Below are 21,664 nucleotides of genomic sequence, written 5' to 3' on the forward strand. Positions count from 1 at the left end.
CGCGGCGCGTCGTCGCCGGCACTAGACTGCGGCGGTGGCCGCAGCGCACCTGACCCGCCTGGTCGACCTCCTGGTCCGGCAGGTGGCCCACTGGGAACAGCCCCGATGGGCGGTGGGTGACGGCCACCGTGCGGACGATTTCCACGATCTGGTGCAGTACCTTGCCGATGTGGGCGCGGCCGCCGAAGGGCGGCCCGGCCGGCAGGTACCCCGGCTGAGCCGGGACACCGCGCTGCCCGACCAGTTGCGGGTGGTCGCCGCCGACCTGATCCGGGCGGCACCCGACCCTGCGGTGCTGGAATCGGCGGCGGCTGCGGTGCGGCGGCTGCGCGGCCGGCTCGAAACGCCCTGACCCGTCGCCGGAGCACCGGAAACACCCAGCCGACCGGCACCCTGCCCGGACCGTTGCGGCCAGTGGTACGCGGTGGGTCAGCGGTGCGGGGCGGTGTTCGCCGCCGCGAGTACCGCCGGAAGCAGCGCGTGCGCCCAGATCCGGTATCCGTCGGCCGACGGGTGGTAGCCGTCATGGCAGTAGGTGTTGGGGTCGGCGCGGAACACCGCGCCGGTCTCACCGGCCAGGTCGACCACCCGGGCGCCGGCGTCCCGGCCGGCGCGGGCCTGGGCCCGGGCGGTCCGCCGGCCGAGCAGCCCGGCGAGCTGACGCAGCGGCGGCGCGATCGCCCGGGCGGCGCCGAGGTCCGGGCAGGTGCCGACCACCACTTCCGTCCCGGCACTACGGAGCCGGCGTACCGCCGCAGCGAGATGAACCGCCGACTCACCGGGCCGGCGCAGCGCGGCCGCGTCGTTGGTGCCGATCAGGACGACCGCCACGTCCGGTCGTTCGCCCAGCAGCGCTCGGGCGACCTGGGTGGCCAGGTCCCGTGAACGGGAGCCGGCCACGCCGACGCTCGACAGCAGGACCCGGCGCCCGGCGACCGCCGAACCGCCTTCGTGCTCGGCGAGCAGCCGGGCCAGCTGGCCGCCGACCGTGTCGGCCACCCGGTCCACCCCCACTCCGAGGGTCACCGAGTCGCCGAGCAGCACCAGCCGCAGTGGCGCGCCGCTGGCCGGACCGAGCGCCACCCGTACGGCCAGCTCCAACTCCGGCTGGGCGTACCGGCGGTGGCGGGCCAGCAGCGCCTCTCCGGCCAGCAGCGCGGCGCTGCCCACCGCACCGGCGGTGACCGCGGCGGCGGTGACCCGGCCTATCCGTACAGCGATGTTTCTCGACGTCACGGCGGTCACCTTCCGTCGGTACGGTTGCGGTCGCGCACGGCTCAGTCCTGCTGTCCGGCGGCGGACAGGCCTACCCGCTGATCGGAGGATACGGCCGACTTGCGGTGGTCGCCGTCCCGATCGCCGCCCGGCGGACCGAACAACCAGTTGAGCGCGGCGGTCTGCCAGGATCGGCCGGCGAACCTCGGCCGACGGCGCAGCCGGGCCCAGCGGCCGGCTGGACCCCGTTCCCGGCCGGCCACCCGGGTGCCGCGGACCTCGGTGCCGGCGTGGCGGACGGCCTCGTGCGCGGCCTGGGGCAGCGTCCGCACCTTCTCCCGGCCGGCGACGCCAGCACGCGCCGCGGTGCTGGCGCCGAGCGCGCCGAGCGCCGCCGGCAGCAGGACGGCGGCGGCCATGGCATACCCCTCAGCCGAGGGGTGGAACCGGTCCCAGGAGTAGAGCCGACCCGGTTCGGCGGCGAACCGTGGACCGAGCAGGTCGCCGAGGGAGACCGTCCAGCCGCCGGCTTCGACCACCGCGACGGTCTGGGCCGCGGCGAGTTGTCGGCTCCACCGACGGGCCAGCCAGCGCAGCGGCGGTTTGATCGGTTTGATCGCGCCCAGGTCCGGGCAGGTACCGACGACCACCTCGGCCCCGGCTGCGCGCAGTTGCCGTACCGCGTCGACGAGGTGCCCGACCGCGACCTCCGGCGGGGTGCGGTGGGTGACGTCGTTGCCGCCGATCAGGATGACCGCGAGGTCCGGTCGCAGCTCCAGCGCCGCCTCCACCTGCGGGACCAGGCCGACCGACCGGGCACCCACCACCGCCAGCCGGTGCAGCCGGACCGGTCGCCGCTGCCGGCGCGAGATGCCGGTGGCCAGCAGCGCGCCGGGGGTCTCCCGGGGGCGGTGCACGCCGTAGCCGGCGGCCGACGAGTCGCCGAGCACCACCAGGGTCAGCGGCGGTCCGGGCAGCCGGGAACCGTACACCCCGTCGCCGCGTGGCGGCGGTGCCTCGGCCAGCGGGATGATCCGCCGGGCCTGCTTGGCCTGCCCGTAGAGGGTGCCGGCGGTGGCCACCGCGGCCGCTGCGGCGGCGCCGGCTCCGAACGCCACCAGCCGGACGGCCAGTGTCGCCACGGTCCGGTCGGTCGGACGCGTCCCCGTACCACCCGTGCCCATCGCGCCCCCCCGCTGCGATCCGCTGCTGCCGTCGTGCTAGGTCCTTCGAGATTATCTCGGCACGCGGTGTCCGGCTCAGCCCGATTCTGGCCGGGGTCCACCGGCCTGGGGACGCGTGTCCGGCGACATTTGCCGATCCCGGGCATCATGGAGGGCAGGACACCACGGGTCGACGACCGGGGCACGGCCGGCGGCCGGTGGACACACATACATCCGGCAGGCCCGGTGACGAGGAGGTGGCCGCGATGGCCAGGACACTCAAGCGGGCGGCGGCGTTCGCGGCGCTGGGGCGGGCACTGACCGCGGGCACCCGCGGTGGTCCCTCACTCGGGCGGCGGCTGGCGGCGCTGCCCCGGATGATCCGGGCAACGATGCGCGGCGACTACGACGGCGGCCTGCGGCTGGCGTTGATGACCGCGGCCGTGGCCTACGTCGCGTCCCCGTTCGACCTGGTGCCGGAGGCGATGCTGCTGATGCTCGGCATCGTCGACGACGCGCTCGTGGTGACCTGGCTCGCTGGCACCGTGCTCGCCGAAACCGAACGCTTTCTGGACTGGGAGGCCCGGCGCGATTCGGTGGTGCCCGGTCAGGTGGTCGGCTGAGGTGCCCGGGCACCAGTAGGCTGACCGCGACATACTCCACCGCCGGCAGCGGGCTGTTGTCGGCTGACGACCTCAAACCGACGATGGCGCCTCGCCGGCGTCAGCAGAAGGGCACAACGAGGTGCGTTACCACGACAGCGTTGTCGATCTCATCGGCGACACCCCGCTGGTGCGGCTGCGCAACGTCACCGCGGGGATCTCCGCGACGGTGCTGGCCAAGGTCGAGTACTTCAACCCGGGCGGCTCGGTGAAGGACCGGATCGCGCTGCGGATGGTCGAGGCCGCCGAACAGGCCGGGCTGCTCCGGCCCGGCGGCACGATCGTCGAGCCGACCAGCGGGAACACCGGCGTCGGCCTGGCGCTCGTCGCGCAGCTGCGTGGCTATTCGTGCGTCTTCGTCTGTCCCGACAAGGTCAGCGAGGACAAGCAGAACGTGCTCCGGGCGTACGGTGCCGAGGTGGTCGTCTGTCCGACGGCGGTCGCGCCGGAGGATCCCCGCTCGTACTACCAGGTGTCCGACCGACTGGCGGCGGAGATTCCCGGCGCGTGGAAACCGGACCAGTACGCGAACGTTGCGAATCCGCAGTCGCACTACGAAGGCACCGGGCCGGAGTTGTGGACACAGACCGAGGGGCGAATCACCCATTTCGTCGCCGGGGTGGGCACCGGAGGGACCATCTCCGGGGTGGGCCGCTACCTGAAGGAGGCGTCCGGCGGTGCGGTACGGGTGGTCGGCGCCGACCCGGAGGGCTCGGTCTACTCCGGCGGGTCAGGGCGGCCGTACCTGGTTGAAGGGGTGGGGGAGGACTTCTGGCCGCAGACCTACGACCGGTCGGTCTGTGACGAGATCGTGGAGGTCTCCGACCAGGAGTCCTTCGAGTTGACCCGGCGGCTGGCCCGGGAGGAAGGGCTGCTGGTCGGTGGCTCGTGCGGGATGGCGGTCGCGGCGGCGTTGCGGGTGGCCCGCCGGGCCGGTCCGGACGACGTGGTTGTGGTGCTGCTGCCGGACGGCGGACGCGGCTACCTGTCGAAGATCTTCAACGACGAGTGGATGGCCCGGTACGGGTTCCTGGGGGTAGAGGCGGCCGAGCCAACGGTCGGCGACGTGCTGGCGGCGAAGCCGGGCGGCCTGCCGGAGCTGGTGCACGTGCACCCGACCGAGACGATCCGGGACGCGATCGACTACATGCGCGAGTACGGCATCTCGCAGCTGCCGGTGCTCAAGGCGGAGCCGCCGGTGGTGACCGGCGAGGTGGCCGGGTCGATCGCCGAGCGGGATCTGCTGGACGCGCTGTTCAGCGGCAAGGCGCAGCTGCACGACACGATCGAGCGGCACATGGCGCAGCCGCTGCCCATGGTGGGCGGTGGCCAGCCGGTACGCGACGCGGTGGCGCTGCTGGCCGGCACCGACGCGGCCCTGGTGTTGGTTGACGGCAAACCACGTGGGGTGATCACCCGCCAGGACCTGCTGGCAAACCTGGGAAAGTCCGGCCGATAGTCGCACAATGTGTCCGGTTGATCGCTGGCGACTGGGGTTGACTAGAGCCATGGAAGCGCTGCCCCGGCACGGTCCGCCACCGGGGCAGCCGACCATGGTGCTTCACCACTGCGGTGACCCTGGGCGCCCGCCAGCATCCCGGGGTCCCGCACTGTTGCCCGCCCACACCGATCAACCGGCACGCCTCCGCCGGTTGAGCGCCTTCGGCCAGGCGTTTTCCCCCGGTTAGGGCGGGCAGTGCCGGGCGAGAGTGCGGGGCTGGACGGAACCCCCGCAGCAGCGGTCCCGTACTCTCGCCCGGCTTCAGCCCGCTGCGGCGGCGCGGCCGGTCAGCCCGCTGCGGCGGTCGGTGTCACCGGCTCAGCTGCGGCGACCGTGAGGTCACGCGCGTAACGCAACTGCGGAGTCGACACCGGCCCGAGCCAGCCGTCCCGGCGGACCCCGTCCGGGTGCCAGCCGCCCGCTTCGTAGAAGTTTCGGGCCCGGTGGTTGGCCGCGTACACCCAGAGCACCGCGCGCTGGCACCGGCGCTCGCGCATCGTGCCCAGCGCGTCGCGGATCAGCGCCCGGCCGACACCGCAGCCCTGGTGCTCGGGGTCGACGTGGATCGCGTACAGCTCAGCGGTGGCCGGCTCGCCGTCCTCGTGCGGCCCGACGTAGGTGAACCCGATCAGCCGCCCCTGATGTTCGGCGACCGTGAGCCGGTGCGTGTCGCGTTCGTGGCTCCACCGCTCGACCCACCACCGCGCCGTGACGTCGGCGCCGTAGGTCTCCAGCGCGGCATCCGGCACGATGCCCTGGTACGCGCTGAGCCGGGACCGGTGGTGCAGGTGACCGACCGGGGCGATGTCGTCGAGGATGGCCGAGCGCAGGGTGACCGCCATCCGGCCGAGCCTACCGGCATGAAACGACCCCCGGGGCTTCCGCGTCTTCGACGCGGGCCGGCTGGACTGGGCCGGCACCCCGGGGGTCGGGTGGCTGTCGTGGATTCGCCGCACCGCTGCCACACGGTCTCGACGATCGGAGCTGTCAAGGACAGCGGCTAGCGGGCAGCCACCTCACGAGTCCTATAGCTATACAACGCTGGACCACCTCCTTTCCCGTGTACGGCCACGCTAGCCGGCTGGCGCGGCGGCCGGCAACGATTTTTGCCGCCGGCCGAGGCGACGGCGCGGACCAGCTCGGCCGAGGCGACGGCGTGGACCTCGGCCGGGCTGGGCCGGCCATCACCGACGGTGACGAATAGTTACTCTGCACTTACTTTGAGTGGTTAATGACAATAATTGATTAAGGTCTTAGTCTCGGGTATCACCTCACTGGAGATCGGATGAAGTCGGCCCGGACTTGTCCAGCGCGGTCGACATCTGCCATCGTCTTTGCCGTATGGTGTACCGGATCCCAGATCGTTGGTGCACATGGTGGCCTGTCACTGGCATGCTGGTCGATGGGCCGCGAGGTCGGCGGGCCGTTACGCCGAGTCGGTGGAGGTTCGGTCCAACGCGTCCACGCGCCATCCCCGCGGCCTCTGGCCAATAGAGTCAGGGGCAGTCGAAGGTCAGGAAAAGCGCGGCTGGGTTTTCAGAAGGTCTTCAATACAGGTGGGCAGGCGGAATATGAGCGATACGGGTGAGACCCTGAGGAAGGCCCGGGAATCCGCTGGTGTCAGCTTGGCGAAAATGGCCGCGCTGAGCCACTTCAGCAAGGGCCACCTGTCGAACGTCGAGGCGGGGCGGCGGACAGCGACGGCCGACGTGGTGACCGCCTACGAGCAGGTCTTGGGGGACCATATGCAACGTCGGGGCCTGATCACCGGGCTCGCCGCCGCGGTGGTGGCACCGGCCGCCGTCTCCGAGTTGATCCATCGCGGCTTCACCGCGGCGCTCGGCGACCCGGCGGCCGAGGAACAGTGGCAGGATCGCGCCGCCAATCTCGGCCGGGACTACATGTCGGTCGGCGCCGGTGAGCTGCAGGACCGGATTGCCAGTGACCTCGTCGTGCTGCAACAGCAGCTCGGCACTCCGGTGATGTGGGGGCTGGCCGCCCGTTTCCTCAGCGTCTACGGCAAGACCACCGGGATGGCGCAGGAAGCCGTCCGGTGGTACCGACTTGCCGCGGTCAGCGCGGATCGCAGCGGCGACCGGACCGTGCAAGTCTGGGTCCGCGGCCGCGCCGCGCTGGCCCTCGGCTACGAGGGTGCTGCCCTCACGGTCGCGCAGGACCTGGCCGACCAGGCCCTCGCGCTGACTGACCGACCATCGCTCGGGCGGCTCAACGCGTTGATGGCCAAGGCACACGTCGCCGGCGTCCGTGGCGACCGGATCAGCGCATTGACACACCTGGACGAGGCCCGCCGGGTCTTCGACCAGACCGGCTCCGCCGAGCAGATCTCCGACTTCGCCGTGCCCGAGTGGCGGATGGCGATCTTCACCAGCATGCTGCTCGCCCGCCTCGGCGACCCGGCCGCGGTCGACGCCCAGGAGTGGGCGGTCCGGACCCGGCCGGCCAGCCTGGCCCGGTTCGCCACCCACATCGAGCTGCACCGTGGGCTGATGCTGGTCAAGTCGGGTGACCGCGTCGAAGGGCTGCGGCACGCCCGGTCGGCGCTGGCGAGTCTGCCACCGGCCAAGCACAGTCAGTCGCTGCGGTTGATGCTGCGGGAGGTGGAGCGGGCCGCCGCCTGATCGGCGGCGGCCGGCTGCGGGTCAGTGTCGGCGGCGGCTCAGTCGGCGCTGCGGGCGACGCCCACCGGGCAGGTCATCCCGTTCGGCCCGTGGTTGCAGTAACCACCCGGGTTCTTGTGCAGGTACTGCTGGTGGTAATTCTCGGCGTAGTAGTACTCGCCGAGCGGCCGGATCTCCGTGGTGATCCCGTCCCGGCCGGCCGCGGCCACCACCGGAGCGAATGCGGCCCGGGAATCGGCGGCCTCGGTCGCCTGCTCGGCGTCGGTGGTGTAGATCGTCGACCGGTACTGCGTACCGACGTCGTTGCCCTGACGCATGCCCTGCGTCGGGTCGTGGTTCTCCCAGAACACCTTCAGCAGGTCGGCGTAGCCGATCCGGGCCGGGTCGTAAACCACCTGGACGACCTCGGCGTGCCCCGTCCCGCCGGAGCACACCTCCTCGTACGTGGGGTTCGGCGTCTCGCCGCCGGCGTACCCGACCGAGGTCGACACGACCCCGGGCAGTCGCCAGAACAGCCGTTCGGCTCCCCAGAAGCAGCCCATCCCGAAGACCGCCACCCGGGTACCGGCCGGCCACGGGCCGGTCAGCGGCGTACCGAGCACCGCGTGCCGGTCCGCCACCGGTATCGGCCGGTCCCGGCCGGGCAGGGCCTGCCCAGGTTCGGGCAGATTCGCTTTCATCGGTCGCAGGAACACCGTGCGACTCCTCTCGTTCGTGGCCTCTCGGACAACACCGGCGGGGGCCGGCTCGTTCCCGCCGGGGTACCCGCAGGTCGGGTGGGCATCCGTCCCACCGGCGGTGGCGCTCGGAGCGATGGCCTAGCCTCGTGCCATGACATACGGGTTCGACACGGTCGCCATCCACGCCGGGCAGGAGCCGGAGGCCCGGACCGGGGCGGTCGTGCCGCCGATCTACCAGACCAGCACGTACGCTCAGGACGAGGTGGGTGTGCCCCGGTCGGGCTACGAGTACAGCCGGTCGGCCAACCCGACCCGGGACGCGCTGCAGGAATGCCTGGCCGCGATCGAGGGGGGCCGGACCGGGCTCGCCTTCGCCAGCGGTCTGGCGGCTGAGGACACGCTGCTGCGTACCGTCTGCCGGCCCGGCGACCACGTGATCATCCCGGACGACGCGTACGGCGGCACGTTCCGTCTGTTCGCCAAGGTCGCCGAACGCTGGGGACTGGCCTGGACCGCCGCGCGGATCTCCGACGTCGACGCGGTCCGGGCTGCGGTACAACCCGGCCGTACCCGGATGATCTGGGCGGAAACCCCGACGAACCCGCTGCTCGGCATCGCCGACATCGCCGGGCTGGCCGCCCTGGCCCGCGACGTCGCGGCGCGGCTCGTGGTGGACAACACCTTCGCCTCGCCGTACCTGCAGCAGCCGCTGGCGCTCGGCGCCGACGTGGTGGTCCACTCCACCACCAAATATCTCGGTGGACACTCCGACGTGGTCGGTGGCGCGCTGGTCGCCGACGATCCGGAACTCGCCGCCGAGCTGGCCTTCCACCAGAATGCCATGGGCGCGGTCAACGGACCCTTCGACGCCTGGCTCACCCTGCGCGGAATCAAGACCCTGGGCGTACGGATGGAGCGGCACTGCGACAACGCCGAACGGGTCGTCGAATTCCTCGACCAGCACCCGGCGGTACGCCAGGTGCTCTACCCCGGACACCGCGACCACCCCGGCCACGAGACGGCGGCCAAGCAGATGCGCCGGTTCGGTGGGATGGTCTCGTTCCGGGTGGCCGGTGGGGCGGCGGAAGCGGTGCGGATCTGCAACCGGGCCCGACTGTTCGTCCTCGCCGAATCGCTCGGCGGGGTCGAATCGTTGATCGAACATCCTGGACGGATGACCCACGCGAGCGCCGCCGGCTCGCCTCTTGAAGTCCCCGGCGATCTCGTGCGACTGTCTGTCGGAATCGAAACCGTGGACGACCTGCTGGCCGACCTGGATCAGGCGCTCGGCTGAGGATCCGTCGGCGAGATCCGACGGGCGGGCCCACTGCGGGCCGGCCCGACACCCGGGCGGGTCCGGCGACGGGTCCGCACAGCGACGCGAACCGCGTACCGGCTGCCTGGAGGTGCCGTGCACGACATCGTACCGACCTGGGTCGGGACCACCGCCCGGCAGATCGCCCGGGCCGTACGCCGGGGTGACACCTCGGCGACCCGGGTCGTTGCCGATCATCTCGACCACATCGCCCGGGCCGACCCGGAGCTGTCCGCCTTCCGCGCGGTCCGTGGCGGCGAGGCCATCGTCGAAGCGGAAAAGGTCGACGAGCAGGAGGACCTGGCGAACCTGCCGCTGGCCGGGGTGCCGGTGGCGATCAAGGAGAACACCCCGGTCGCCGGGCTGCCGACCTGGCGCGGATCGGCCGCCGCGCGGACCCCGGTCGCCGAACACGACCACGAGATCGTCCGCCGGATGCGCGGTGCCGGCGCGGTCGTCGTCGGGGTGACCCGGATGCCGGAGCTCGGGCTCTGGGCGACCACCGACGACGCCACAGCGACCAGCCGCAACCCCTGGCAGCTGTCACGCACCCCGGGCGGTTCGTCGGGCGGCGCGGCGGCGGCGGTGGCCAGCGGCATGGTGCCGATCGCGCACGGCAACGACGGATTCGGCTCGATCCGGATCCCGGCCGCCTGCTGCGGCCTGCTCGGGCTCAAACCCGGCCGCGACGTGGTTCCGCGACAGCTCGGCACTGAGGACTGGTTCGGCCTCACCGAGCACGGCATCCTGACGACCTGCGTGGCGGACGCCGCCACCGGCTTCGCGGTGCTCGCCGGCCGGCGACCGGAGAAGCTGGTCCAGCCGGGCCGGCTGCGGGTGGCGGTCTCGCTCACCTCGCCGGTGGCGGGGCTGCGGGCCGACGCGGCCAACCGGGACGCGGTGGCGGCGACGTCGCGGCGGCTCACCGAGGCCGGCCACGATGTGAGCGGCACCGAGCTGCACTATCCGGCCTCGCTGGGACTGCGGGGACTGTCCACCTGGTTCGCCGCCGCGGCCGAGGACGCCGCCGCCGGCCGGGCCGGTGGCCGGGACCTGCAGCCACGGACCCGTCGGCACGTCGCGCTCGGCCGGTGGGCACAACGGCGCGGGTACGTGCGGGAGGCCGACCGGACCGCCTGGCGGGACCGGATGACCGGGTTCTTCACCGACCAGCGAGCCGACGTGCTGCTGACGCCGGCACTGGCCGGCACCCCGCCGGCCGCGACCGGCTGGGCGCGCCGGTCGTGGGCGGCGAACATGTGGAGCTGTGTTCGGTACGCCCCGTACGCCGCGCCGTGGAACATGGCCGGACTGCCCGCGTTGGTGGCGCCGGCCGGGCTGCGCCCGGACGGCCTGCCGGTCGGGATCCAGCTGGTCGGGCCGCCCGGCTCGGAGCTGTTGCTGCTCGCCGTGGCCGGCCAGCTGGAGATTATGGCATCGTGGCCCCGCCACGCCCCGTCGTGGCCGAGAGTGGACAGCCCGATATGACGGAACTGGTCGGACTGCCGGCCGTCCTCGCCGCCCGGGACGTCCTGGCGGACGTGGTACGGGTGACTCCGCTGGAGCCGTCCCGCCCGTTGACCGCCCTGCTCGGCGGGCCGGTCTGGTTGAAGTGCGAGAACCTGCAGCGGGCCGGCTCCTACAAGGTGCGGGGCGCGTACCTGCGAATCTCCCGGCTGACTGAGCGGCAGCGGCGGCGCGGGGTGGTCGCGGCCAGCGCCGGCAACCACGCCCAGGGCGTGGCACTCGCCGCCGGACTGCTGGACATCGGCGCGACGGTGTTCATGCCGACCGGCGCGCCGCTGCCGAAGGTCGCCGCGACCAGAGGGTACGGTGCCGAGGTCGAGTTCGCCGGCACCACCGTGGACGAGGCGCTGGACGCAGCCCGGGAGTTCGCCGACCGGACCGGTGCGGTGCTCATCCACCCGTTCGACCATCCGGACGTCATCGCCGGTCAGGGCACCGTGGCGCTGGAGATCCTGGAGCAGTGCCCGGAGGTCACCACCATCGTCACTTCGGTGGGTGGCGGCGGGTTGATCTCCGGGATCGCGGTAGCGGTCAAGGCACTGCGCCCGGACGTACGGGTGATCGGCGTGCAGGCGGACAGCGCGGCCGCGTACCCACCGTCGCTGGCCGCCGGTGCCCCGGTGCGGTTGGCCGACTACCGTACGATCGCCGACGGTATCGCCGTGGGACGCCCCGGTGACCTGACGTTCGCGCACGTCAGCAAGTTGGTCGACGAGATCGTGACGGTCTCCGAGGAGGACCTGTCGCGGGCGCTGCTGATGTTGCTGGAGCGGGGCAAGCAGGTGGTCGAACCGGCCGGCTCGGCCGCGGTGGCAGCGCTGTTGTCCGGCGCGGTGCGGCCGGCCACCCCGACGGTCGCGGTGCTCTCCGGCGGCAACATCGACCCGTTGCTGCTGTTGCGGGTGATCGAGTACGGCCTGGCCGCCGCCGGCCGGTATCTGCGATTCACCGTACGGTGCGGCGACCGGCCTGGCGAGCTGGCCGCGCTGCTGGCACTGATCGCCGAGCAGCGGGCGAACGTGGTCGACGTCGATCATCAGCGGCGCAACCCGCACCTGCGGTTGGGTGAGGTCCAGGTCGGCCTGTCGGTGGAGACCCGCGGCCCAGAGCACTCGACCGAGCTGGTCGAGGTGCTCCGTGATCGCGGCTACCAGGTGGCGTTCGCCGCCGCTGACTGACCCATCCTCGGTTACTGACCCGCTGCCGCTGCGGCGGCCGCAACTCAGCCGGCGAAGGGCTCGAACTTGTCGACAGTGACCTTGATGTCCGCGCCGCTCGGCGCGGTGTAGGTCACCGTCTGACCCTGCCGGCTGCCCAGAATGGCCTGACCGAGCGCGGACTCCGGGCTGTAGACGGTCAGCTCGGTCGTCGAGGAGATCTCCCGGGAGCCGAGCAGGAAGGTCTCGGTGTCGGCGGGATCGTCATCAAAGTGGATCGTGACGACCGTGCCGGGCGCGACGCTGTCCGCGTCTGGTGCCTCGCCGACCTTGGCGGTACGCAGCAGCTCCTGCAGGTAGCGGATCCTGGCCTCCTGCTTGCCCTGCTCCTCGCGGGCAGCATGGTACCCGCCGTTCTCCCGCAGGTCGCCTTCCTCCCGACGGGCATTGATCTCGGCGGCCATCGCCGTCCGTCCGGCGATCAGCTCGTTGAGCTCGGCCTGGAGCCGGTCGTAAGCGTCCTGGGACAGCCAGGTGGTGGGCGCCTCGCGGTCGGTCGTGGACACAGACGATCTCCTTGTGGGCTTGCGGGCGGTCGAGGTCGAACTACCAACGTACCAGCGATCCGCACCGAGGTGCCGGGGTTGCAACGGCCCGGGTGCCGACCGCCGGGTCGCCACCCGCCTCGGCGGGTGTGGCGAGGGTCACGCTCGGCTGGTCAGCCGGCGGGTCGGCAGCGTGGCACCTCGCCCAGGAACGCGACTCGTTCGGTGGCCAGCCGGTACGTGGTGCGGACGTGTCGTTCGCCCGGTTCGGCCCGGATGGTCACCTCGGACCGGCCCACCTCCGCCCCGTCCCGCGACCGGGCCCTGACCAGGCAGGTCGTCGCACCGCCGGGGGGCACCGTGACGGCGAAGTCGATGGTGATCCCGTCCTCGGTGGCCTCGGTGTAGGTGATCACCTCGGGCTGGTGCAGCGGGTCGCCGTAGAGCGTGTAGAGCCGGCCGGCGATCGCCGTCCCGACCAGCACCGCTACCGCCGTGAGCAGCGCGACGAGCCACGGCCGGCGCGTTCGGGGCGCGCGTCGTCGTCCGTACCGCCCGGGTGGGAACATGGCGGCGGTCGGTGCGGTTGTGGCGGACGTGTCGGTCACCCGGGACGGAACTCCTTGGCGGACGTGTCGGTGGGGTCGGCGAGAATGGTCGACGGGCCCATTGTCGCAGCCGGGCCCGGACGCCGCCGGCAGGGGATGTCAGGCACGGGATGAGGGAGCGTTTTCGTTGGCTGAGCAACTGCGTCTGATGGCGGTGCACGCCCATCCTGACGACGAGTCCAGCAAGGGTGCCGCGACGATGGCCCGGTACGTCGCGGAAGGTGCCCAGGTGCTGGTGGTGACCTGCACCGGCGGGGAGCGGGGCAGTGTGCTGAACCCGAAACTCGACCGGCCGGACGTGTGGGAGAACATTGCCGAGATCCGCCGGGCCGAGATGGACGCCGCCCGGGCGATCCTCGGCGTCGAGCAGGCCTGGCTGGGCTTCGTCGACTCGGGTCTGCCCGAGGGTGACCCGCTGCCGCCGCTGCCGGATGGGTGTTTCGCCCTGGAGCCGCTGGAGGAGGCGGCCGGGCCGTTGGTGCGGTTGATGCGGGAGTTTCGTCCGCACGTGGTGACGACCTATGACGAGGACGGCGGCTATCCGCACCCGGACCACATCATGTGCAACCGGGTGAGCGTCGCCGCGTTCGAAGCGGCCGGTGACCCGGCCCGCTACCCGGGTGTCGGTGGTGAGCCGTGGCAGCCGTCGAAGCTGTACTACTGCATGAGCTTCACCAGGGCGCGGATTCTCGCGCTGCACGAGGGGATGCTCGCGATCGGTCGGGAGTCGCCGTACCAGGAGTGGATGGACCGGTGGGAGGATCGTCCGGACAAGGGCGACCGGATCACCACCCGGGTCGACTGCGCCGACTACTTCCCGGTCCGCGACGACGCGCTGCGCGCGCACGCCACTCAGGTCGATCCGGACGGCTTCTGGTTCCAGGTGCCGATGGAGGTGCAGCGGCAGGCCTGGCCGACCGAGGATTTCGAGTTGGTCCGGTCGTTCGTCGAGAGTCCGAAGCCGGAATCCGACCTTTTTGCCGGGATTCGTGAGGGGCTCGGCCGATCCTGATGCGCCGGGCGTACCGTGTAGTCGACGTCGGCGACGCAGAGGGGTCCGATCGTGCTGAGTGCTGTCCATGTCCTGGCGGTGAACAACTTCGGGGACACCCGCAGCGGTGGTCTGGCCGGGCCGATGGGGCTGTTCCTGCTCCTGCTGCTCGCCGCCGCGACGGTGTTGCTGATCCGGAACATGAACGCCCGGCTGCGTCGGCTGCCCGAGCGGTTCGACGACGCGGCGCCGGGCGGCGGGGCGGCGCCGGGCGAACGCAATGTCCTTGATCCGACAGAAGGCGACTCGCGTCCAGGATCCCCTTTGTAACCGCTTACATGCGCTCTCACCAGGGACTTTTCTCCCCTCCAGTGGGCTCCCGCCGGTAAACCGGCCCAGTGGCCCCTGTTGCCGGAATCGGCTTTGGCTTAGCCTTCCGCCGGGGACCTTCAGTTCCTCCGACCGCGCGCGGAAAGGGGCGACCATGGATCGCACAGCTGTCGTCCCTGGTCGTACGGAACGGACGCGAGGGATACTCACCATGGTCGGCCGCCCCCGCCGGGCACCGGTCCACGGCTCGGCGGTCACCGGGAGTGACCCGTGACGTCGGCGCGGCCGGAACCGGCTGCGACCGCGCACGAAGCGGCGACCGGAGCCCCTGACGGCGGGGGCCAGTGGCGGCTGCCCGTCTTCACCGTCGCCGTCCTGGTGGCCGCCGTCGCCACCATCGCCATCGGGCTGCTCACCGGGCCGGCTCGGCAGGCGTCGGCTCTCCCGGCCCCGGCCGGTTTCGCGATCGTCGCGGCACTGCTCGGCGTCGCGCAACTCGCCCGACTGCGGTTCCGCATCGGCACCGGCACGGTCAGCTTCACCTGGGGCGAGGCCGCCCTCATCGTCGGCCTCTACATCCTGCCGGTCGGCTGGCTGCCCGCCGCCGCCGCCGTCGGCGTGGGCATCGCCTGGACCCTACTGTCGATCTTCTCCGAGCCCCGTACGGTGCCGGAGATTCTCCGGGTCACCGCGTCGCTGACCGTCGCCGTCGCGGCGGCCGGCGTCGCCGCCCGGGCGGTTGCCGACCCGTACGCCCAGCAGCTCACCCCGCTGCTCGCCGCCGCCATGCTCCTCGGCGGGCTGGTCTATCTGCTGATCACCGCCGCCCTGGCCACGGTCGCCCTGTCGCTGCGGCACGGCCGGCCGTTCGTCGCCACCCTGCTGCACGCGCTGCGCAACAAGCTGCTGATGTTCGTCGGCAACGTCCTGGTCGGGCTGGCCACGGTCGGGATGCTCGGCCACGATCCGCGTTGGCTGCTGCTGCTGCCCCCGGTGCTGTGGCTGCTGCAGCAGACCTACGGACACCGGCTGCGGGTCGAGGACGAACGTCGGGCCTGGCAGGAGTTCGCCCGGGCGACCCGGGCGCTCAACCAGCTCGACGAGCCGGCGGTCGTCGGTGCGGGGGTCGCTGGCGGGCTCACCCTGTTCGGCGCCGAACGCGTCGAGATCGACGTGCGGCAGGTCGACGGCAGGCTGTGGCGCTACGTCGGCGACGCCGACGGCGGGTTGCGCCGGTCGGAGCCGCCGGCCGACCCCGTCGACCCCGTGGCGGCGGCTGAGGACCTCGCGGACGATGATGCTGCGGACGACGCAGCCGACCAGATGCTCGTCCACCCGCTCACGGTCGGCCGGACCGGCGTCGGTGAGCTGCGGATCCACCTGCCGGCCAGCACCATGCCGAGGTCCCGGGACCGCAACGCGCTCTCGGCCTTCGGTGACGCGCTCGCCGCGGCCCTGCACGACGCTGCCACCGACCGGGCACTGCGCCACCTCACCGACCGGACCATGCACCGGTCGATGCACGACCCGGTGACCGAGCTGCTCAACCGGGCGGCGCTGCTCACCAAGGGCGACGTCGCCCTGCACCGGCTGGAGCACGACCATCCGGTCGCTCTGCTGCTGCTCGACATCAAGGGCTTCAAAGAGGTCAACGACACCCTGGGTAACGCCGCCGGTGACGAACTGCTGCAGTCCGCCGCCCGGCGGCTCAGTGACCGGCTCCGCCCCGGCGAGCTGCTCGGCCGGCTCGGCAACGACGAGTTCGCCCTGCTCCTGACGTCGCTGAGCCCGGCTGCCGCCGGCTGCGTCGAGCGGACCTCGCCGACCGCGGTGGCGATGCGCCGGGCCCGCGAGATCACCGCGATGCTGGCCGAGCCGACCGAGGTCGCCGGTGTGCGGATGTCGGTCGAAGGCGCACTCGGCGTAGTGGTCGCCGGTGCCGGCACCGCCGACATGAATGAACTGCTTCGTCGGGCGAACATCGCGATGAGCCATGCGAAGGCGATCGGCGGCAGCGTCGCCGGCTACGACAGCGCGAAGGACGCCGCCAACACTGATCAGCTTGCGCTGCTGGCCGAACTGCGCGCCGCGCTGGACGTCGACGACCAGCTCGAACTGGCCCTGCAACCGGCGGTCGACCTCGCCACCGGCGGGCCGACCGGGGTGGAGGCGCTGATCCGGTGGCGGCATCCGCGGCGCGGCCGGCTCACCCCGGTCCACTTCGTCAGAGCGGTCGAGGGCAGTGAACTGCTCGCCCCGTTCACCCGGTACGTCGTCGACCGGGCGTTGTCGGCCGCCGCCGAGTGGGCGGCACACGGCATCGACGTACCGATCTCGGTCAACATCTCGGCCCGGAGCCTGCTCGACCCGCAGCTGCCAGCCGAGATCGGCGAGCTGCTGCGCCGCCACCAGGTCCCGGCCCACCGGTTGGTGCTGGAGATCACCGAGACGGTGGTGATGAGCGAGCTGGAGATCATCGACGAGGTGCTGGCCAGCCTCCGGGAGATGGGCGTCCAGCTCGCCGTCGACGACTTCGGCACCGGGTTCTCCTCGCTGGCCTTCCTGACCCGGGTCACCGTCGACGAGCTGAAGGTCGACCGGTCCTTCGTGGTCCGGATGGCCGACTCGCCACGCGATGCCGCCATCGTGCGGCACACCGTCCGGCTGGGCCGGGAGATGGGCCTGCGGGTGGTCGCCGAGGGCGTGGAGACTGCCGACCAGCGGGCCACCCTGGCCGCCCTCGGCTGCGCCGCCGCGCAGGGCTACCACTTCTTCAAGCCGATGCCCGCCGACAAGGTGCTCGCGGTGCTCCGGTCCCTGGCGGACTCCGCGCAGGCCCAGATCTACCCGCTGCGCGCGGACGGTGCGTCGTGACCGGCGGGCCCAGCGGTGCCGTCCGGGACTGGTTGGTTTTCGACTACGGCCAGGTCATCTCGCTGCCGCAGCCGCCGGGCGCGGTAGCCGCCATGGCCGAGCTGGCCGGGCTGCCGCAGGCCACCTTCGACGAGGGGTACTGGCGGCACCGGGACGCCTACGACGCCGGCTGGCCGGCCGAGCGCTACTGGAGCCACGTGGTCGGTCGGCCGCTGTCCGCCGACGATCCGCTGGTGGCCGAACTGGACCGGGCCGACATCGCCAGCTGGTCGCAGCTGAATCCGCGTACCGTCGAACTCGTCACCGGCCTTGCCGCCGACGGACACGGCTTGGCGCTGCTGTCCAACGCCCCCGAGTCCATCGCCACGGCGATCGACTCGGCCGACTGGGCGGCGGTGTTCCACCACCGGCTGTTCAGCTGCCGGCTGGCGTTGACCAAACCCGATCCGGCGATCTTCGCGGCGCTGCTGCACCGGCTCGGCGCGCCTGCCGACCGGGTCACCTTCGTCGATGATCGGCCGGAGAACGTGCAGGCCGCCGCCGAGGCGGGCCTCACCGCGCTGCGATACCCGGACGTTCCGGTTTCGACCCGGCGGTGAGCCGCCCACCGACTGGCTATGGTCGGAACGTGCGACCCCACACCGTCGGGGTCGTGCCACGACCCCGAGGAGCGACCAGCGTGAACCGGCTCGGCGAGGCGACCAGCCCGTACCTGCAGCAGCATGCCGACAACCCGGTCGACTGGTGGCCGTGGTGCCCGGAGGCATTCGATGAGGCCCGCCGCCGGGACGTGCCGGTGCTGATCTCGGTCGGGTATGCGGCCTGCCACTGGTGCCACGTGATGGCGCACGAGTCGTTCGAGGACGACGCGGTCGGGCAGCTGATCAACGACAATTTCGTCGCGATCAAAGTGGACCGGGAGGAACGCCCCGACGTGGACGCGGTCTACCTGGCCGCGACCCAGGCGATGACCGGTCAGGGCGGCTGGCCGATGACCGTGTTCGCCACCGCCGACGGCACCCCGTTCTTCTGCGGGACCTACTTCCCGCAGGCGAACTTCGTCCGGCTACTCCACTCGGTCGGCGCCGCCTGGCGCGACCAGCGCGACGCCGTGCTGCGCCAGGGGGCCGCGGTAGCCGAGGCGGTCGGCGGCGCGCAGGCCGTCGGCGGGGCGACCACGCCGCTGACCGCCGACCTGCTCGACGCCGCAGCGGTGACGCTGGGCAAGGAGTACGACCCGACGCACGGCGGGTTCGGCGGGGCGCCGAAGTTCCCCCCGCATCTCAGCCTGCTCTTCCTACTGCGGCATCATCAACGCACCGGCGCCGCCGACAGCCTGGAGATCGTCCAGCACACCTGCGAGGCGATGGCCCGGGGCGGCATCTACGACCAGCTCGCCGGCGGCTTCGCCCGGTACGCGGTGGACAGCACCTGGACCGTGCCGCACTTCGAGAAGATGCTCTACGACAACGCGCTGCTGCTGCGGGTCTACACGCTGCTGTGGCGGCTCACCGGCGACCGGATGGCCGGCCGGATCGCCCGGGAGACCGTCCGTTTCCTCGCCGAGGCACTCGCCGTACCCGGTGGTGGATTCGCCTCCGCGTTGGACGCCGACACCGGCGGGGTCGAAGGCGCCAGCTACGTGTGGACCCCGCAGCAGCTGATCGAGGTCCTCGGCGAGGCCGACGGCCGGTGGGCGGCCGACCTGTACGGGGTGACCGGCGACGGCAGCTTCGAACACGGCACCAGCGTGCTGCGGCTGGCCCGCGACGTCGACGACACGCCACCGCAGCAGCTGGACCGGGTCCGGGCGGCACTGCGCCGGGCCCGGTCGGCCCGGCCGCAGCCGGCCCGCGACGACAAGGTGGTGACGGCCTGGAACGGCCTGGCGGTCACCGCGTTGGTCGAGTTCGCCACCGCCGCCGATGCCCTGACCGGTGCCGACGGGACCGGTGCCGACGATCTGACCGGTGCCGCGGCCGGCACCGACGGCGACGTCGAGCTGGCCACCGAGTTGGCGGTCGCGACCGGTGCACATCTGGCCCGTACCCACCTGGTCGGCGGGCGGCTGCGCCGGGTCTCCCGGGACGGTCTGGTCGGCGCGCCCGACGGGGTGCTCGAAGACTACGGCTGCCTCGCCGAGGCGTTCTGCTCGCTGCACCAGCTCACCGGGGAACGCCGATGGCTGGACCTCGCCGGTGAGCTGCTGGACGTCGCGCTGGCCCGGTTCGCCGCCGACAACGGCGGCTTCTACGACACCGCCGACGACGCCGAACAGCTGGTCGCCCGGCCGGCGGACCCGACCGACAACGCCACCGCGTCCGGGCTGTCAGCCACCGCCGCCGCGCTCACCGGGTACGCGGCGCTGCGCGGCGCCCCGCAGTACCGGGCCGCCGCCGAGGCCGCGCTGGCCACCGTCGCGCCGGTCGTCGCCCGGCACGCCCGGTTCACCGGCTACGCCGCCGCCGTCGGCGAGGCGTTGCTGTCCGGTCCGTACGAGATCGCCGTGGTCACCGAGGACCCGACCGGTGGCCCGCTGCTGCGGGCGGCGCGGCGGCACGCGCCGCCCGGCGCGGTGGTGGTGGCCGGTCGTCCCGACCAGGCCGGCGTACCGCTGCTGGCGGACCGGCCGATGATCGGCGGGGCGTCGACCGCGTACGTCTGCCGGGGCTTCGTCTGCGACCGGCCGGTCACCTCCGTCGCGGACCTGGTCGCGCAGCTGAGTTAGGCTGTCGCCGCAATGGATACCCGTACCGGACTGCCCGTCGTCGGCATGGTGGGTGGTGGGCAGCTCGCCCGGATGACCCACCAGGCCGCGATCGCGCTCGGCCAGTCGCTGCGCGTGCTGGCCCGCACACCGGAGGACGGCGCCGCCCTGGTCGCCGCCGACGTGCAGTACGGCGAGCACACCGACCTCGCCGCGCTGCGTACCTTCGCCAAGGGCTGTGACGTCGTCACCTTCGACCACGAGCACGTGCCGGGCGAGCACATCCGGGCGCTGGCCGCCGATGGCGTGCGCCTGCACCCGGGGGCCGACGCGCTGCGCTGCGCCCAGGACAAGGCGGTGATGCGGCGGCGGCTGACCGAGCTGGGTGCCCCGGTGCCCCGTTGGCGACGGATCGGCTCGGTAGACGAGCTGGCCGCGTTCGGTGCCGAGGCCGGCTGGCCGGTGGTGGTCAAGACCGCGCGCGGCGGCTACGACGGCCGCGGGGTGTGGCTGCTGGACACGCCGGACGAGCTGGTCACCGCCGGTCTCGACCCGGCCGACCCGGCAGCCGACCCGGCGGTGGAGCTGATCGCCGAGGAGCGGGTGAAGCTGGTCCGCGAGCTGGCGGTGCAGGTGGCCCGCTCCCCGTTCGGTCAGCTGGCGGTCTACCCGGTGGTGGAGACCGTGCAACGGGACGGCATCTGCGTCGAGGTGCTGGCGCCCGCACCGGCCCTGCCGCAGCCGCTCGCCCTGGCGGCCCAGCAGCTGGCTATCGACCTGGCCAGCGCGCTCGACGTGGTCGGGCTGCTGGCGGTGGAGCTGTTCGAGGTGACCGGTGGCGGTGGCCTGGTGGTCAACGAGCTGGCGATGCGGCCGCACAATTCCGGGCACTGGACGATCGAGGGCGCGCGTACCTCCCAGTTCGAGCAGCATCTGCGGGCGGTACTGGACTATCCGATGGGTGACACCGGGCTGACCGCCCCGGCGGTGGTGATGGCGAACGTGCTGGGCGGCGCGGACGGCGGGATGGGCATCGACGAACGGCTGCACCACCTGTTCGCGACCGACCCTGGCGCGAAGGTCCACCTGTACGGCAAACAGGTCCGGCCGGGCCGCAAGATCGGCCACGTGACGGTGCTCGGCGAGGATCTGACCGACGTCCGAAACCGGGCCGCCCGGGCCGCCCGCTGGCTGCAGGAGGGGCGATGATCGGCGTCATCATGGGCAGCGACTCGGACTGGCCGACGATGCGGGCCGCCGCCGAGTCCCTCGCCGAGTTCGACGTCGAGCACGAGGTACGGGTGATCTCGGCGCACCGCACCCCGCACGGCATGCTCGACTACGCCGGCAACGCCGCCGACCGGGGCATCCAGGTGATCATCGCCGGGGCAGGCGGCGCGGCCCACCTGCCGGGCATGGTCGCCTCGGCGACCCCGCTGCCGGTGATCGGGGTGCCGGTGCCGTTGAAACATCTGGACGGGATGGACTCGCTGCTGTCGATCGTGCAGATGCCGGCGGGCGTGCCGGTGGCCACGGTGTCGATCGGTGGTGCCCGCAACGCCGGCCTGCTGGCGGTGCGGATCCTCGCCGCCACCGACCCAGGGCTGCGCGCCCGGATGCTCGCCTACCAGCAGGAGCTGGTCGAGCTGGTCGCCACGAAGGACGCCGCGCTGCAGGCGTCACACGGCGGTACCGCCTAACCCCGGCCGAATCTGCCCGGCCGGCCGCAGCGGCCGGAGCCGTCCAGCCG

Annotated in this window: 20 protein-coding genes; 14 read left to right on the top strand and 6 right to left on the bottom strand. The window is 72.4% G+C overall.

Going from position 1 to position 21,664, the window contains the following annotated elements; all coding sequences use genetic code 11:
- Positions 1–34: 34 nt before the first annotated feature.
- A complete protein-coding gene (locus O7543_RS24210; protein WP_281567263.1) occupies positions 35–352 on the top strand; it encodes a hypothetical protein in 318 nt (105 codons plus the stop codon).
- Between the two features lie 77 nt (positions 353–429).
- Here the strand turns inward: O7543_RS24210 and O7543_RS24215 are convergent, their stop codons facing one another.
- Positions 430–1,236, bottom strand: coding sequence for an SGNH/GDSL hydrolase family protein (locus O7543_RS24215; protein ID WP_281551768.1), 807 nt, complete (start codon positions 1,234–1,236; stop codon positions 430–432).
- Between the two features lie 41 nt (positions 1,237–1,277).
- On the bottom strand, positions 1,278–2,357 hold the full coding sequence (locus O7543_RS24220) for an SGNH/GDSL hydrolase family protein (RefSeq protein WP_348650038.1): 1,080 nt from the start codon (positions 2,355–2,357) through the stop codon (positions 1,278–1,280).
- A gap of 287 nt (positions 2,358–2,644) precedes the next feature.
- On the opposite strand from O7543_RS24220, the gene O7543_RS24225 reads away from it, so the two are divergent.
- Both O7543_RS24225 and O7543_RS24230 read left to right on the top strand, forming a co-directional pair.
- Positions 2,645–3,001: a YkvA family protein gene (locus O7543_RS24225; protein ID WP_281551767.1), complete on the top strand. Its 357-nt coding sequence runs from the start codon at positions 2,645–2,647 to the stop codon at positions 2,999–3,001.
- 121 nt (positions 3,002–3,122) lie between these two features.
- Positions 3,123–4,499: a cystathionine beta-synthase gene (locus tag O7543_RS24230; protein WP_281567264.1), complete on the top strand. Its 1,377-nt coding sequence runs from the start codon at positions 3,123–3,125 to the stop codon at positions 4,497–4,499.
- Between the two features lie 329 nt (positions 4,500–4,828).
- Here O7543_RS24230 and O7543_RS24235 read toward each other — a convergent pair whose 3' ends face one another.
- Positions 4,829–5,383 (bottom strand): GNAT family N-acetyltransferase, encoded by a 555-nt coding sequence (locus O7543_RS24235; RefSeq protein ID WP_281551765.1) that lies wholly within the window; start codon positions 5,381–5,383, stop codon positions 4,829–4,831.
- A 729-nt stretch (positions 5,384–6,112) separates the two neighbouring features.
- Between O7543_RS24235 and O7543_RS24240 the strand changes: the two genes are divergently transcribed.
- The gene (locus O7543_RS24240; protein WP_281551764.1) at positions 6,113–7,180 is read left to right on the top strand and encodes a helix-turn-helix transcriptional regulator; all 1,068 of its coding nucleotides are present in this window, start codon (positions 6,113–6,115) and stop codon (positions 7,178–7,180) included.
- 38 nt (positions 7,181–7,218) lie between these two features.
- Here O7543_RS24240 and msrA read toward each other — a convergent pair whose 3' ends face one another.
- Positions 7,219–7,875, bottom strand: coding sequence for a peptide-methionine (S)-S-oxide reductase MsrA (gene msrA, locus O7543_RS24245; protein WP_281551763.1), 657 nt, complete (start codon positions 7,873–7,875; stop codon positions 7,219–7,221).
- Between the two features lie 136 nt (positions 7,876–8,011).
- On the opposite strand from msrA, the gene O7543_RS24250 reads away from it, so the two are divergent.
- The 3 genes from O7543_RS24250 to ilvA all read left to right on the top strand — a co-directional run bounded on the left by O7543_RS24250 (position 8,012) and on the right by ilvA (position 11,880).
- The gene (locus O7543_RS24250; protein WP_281551762.1) at positions 8,012–9,154 is read left to right on the top strand and encodes a cystathionine gamma-synthase; all 1,143 of its coding nucleotides are present in this window, start codon (positions 8,012–8,014) and stop codon (positions 9,152–9,154) included.
- A 117-nt stretch (positions 9,155–9,271) separates the two neighbouring features.
- Positions 9,272–10,663: an amidase family protein gene (locus O7543_RS24255; RefSeq protein WP_281551761.1), complete on the top strand. Its 1,392-nt coding sequence runs from the start codon at positions 9,272–9,274 to the stop codon at positions 10,661–10,663.
- Positions 10,660–11,880, top strand: coding sequence for a threonine ammonia-lyase (gene ilvA / locus O7543_RS24260; protein ID WP_281567265.1), 1,221 nt, complete (start codon positions 10,660–10,662; stop codon positions 11,878–11,880). Before O7543_RS24255 ends, ilvA begins: the two co-directional genes overlap by 4 nt.
- A gap of 44 nt (positions 11,881–11,924) precedes the next feature.
- On the opposite strand, the gene greA is transcribed toward ilvA, so the two are convergent.
- Together greA and O7543_RS24270 are read right to left on the bottom strand one after the other, a co-directional pair.
- Entirely contained in the window at positions 11,925–12,425 is a 501-nt protein-coding gene (gene greA / locus O7543_RS24265) for a transcription elongation factor GreA (protein WP_278173899.1), read from the bottom strand.
- A 152-nt stretch (positions 12,426–12,577) separates the two neighbouring features.
- A complete protein-coding gene (locus tag O7543_RS24270) occupies positions 12,578–13,012 on the bottom strand; it encodes a DUF4307 domain-containing protein (protein WP_281551759.1) in 435 nt (144 codons plus the stop codon).
- 127 nt (positions 13,013–13,139) lie between these two features.
- Between O7543_RS24270 and mca the strand changes: the two genes are divergently transcribed.
- The 7 genes from mca to purE all read left to right on the top strand — a co-directional run bounded on the left by mca (position 13,140) and on the right by purE (position 21,614).
- Positions 13,140–14,024, top strand: coding sequence for a mycothiol conjugate amidase Mca (gene mca, locus O7543_RS24275; protein ID WP_281551758.1), 885 nt, complete (start codon positions 13,140–13,142; stop codon positions 14,022–14,024).
- A gap of 51 nt (positions 14,025–14,075) precedes the next feature.
- Entirely contained in the window at positions 14,076–14,333 is a 258-nt protein-coding gene (locus tag O7543_RS24280) for a hypothetical protein (RefSeq protein ID WP_281555822.1), read from the top strand.
- A gap of 465 nt (positions 14,334–14,798) precedes the next feature.
- Entirely contained in the window at positions 14,799–17,207 is a 2,409-nt protein-coding gene (locus tag O7543_RS24285) for a bifunctional diguanylate cyclase/phosphodiesterase (RefSeq protein ID WP_281555712.1), read from the top strand.
- Positions 17,204–17,806, top strand: coding sequence for an HAD family phosphatase (locus O7543_RS24290; RefSeq protein ID WP_281551757.1), 603 nt, complete (start codon positions 17,204–17,206; stop codon positions 17,804–17,806). Before O7543_RS24285 ends, O7543_RS24290 begins: the two co-directional genes overlap by 4 nt.
- Positions 17,807–17,886: 80 nt before the next feature.
- The gene (locus O7543_RS24295) at positions 17,887–19,935 is read left to right on the top strand and encodes a thioredoxin domain-containing protein (protein WP_281567508.1); all 2,049 of its coding nucleotides are present in this window, start codon (positions 17,887–17,889) and stop codon (positions 19,933–19,935) included.
- Between the two features lie 12 nt (positions 19,936–19,947).
- Positions 19,948–21,123 carry a 5-(carboxyamino)imidazole ribonucleotide synthase gene (locus O7543_RS24300; protein ID WP_281567266.1) on the top strand — a complete coding sequence of 392 codons (1,176 nt, stop codon included), beginning with the start codon at positions 19,948–19,950 and terminating at the stop codon, positions 21,121–21,123.
- On the top strand, positions 21,120–21,614 hold the full coding sequence (gene purE / locus O7543_RS24305) for a 5-(carboxyamino)imidazole ribonucleotide mutase (RefSeq protein ID WP_281551755.1): 495 nt from the start codon (positions 21,120–21,122) through the stop codon (positions 21,612–21,614). Before O7543_RS24300 ends, purE begins: the two co-directional genes overlap by 4 nt.
- The last annotated feature ends 50 nt before the right edge of the window (positions 21,615–21,664 follow it).

It is taken from the genome of Solwaraspora sp. WMMA2080 (genome assembly GCF_027497395.1).
In the GTDB taxonomy this organism is placed as follows: domain Bacteria; phylum Actinomycetota; class Actinomycetes; order Mycobacteriales; family Micromonosporaceae; genus Micromonospora_E.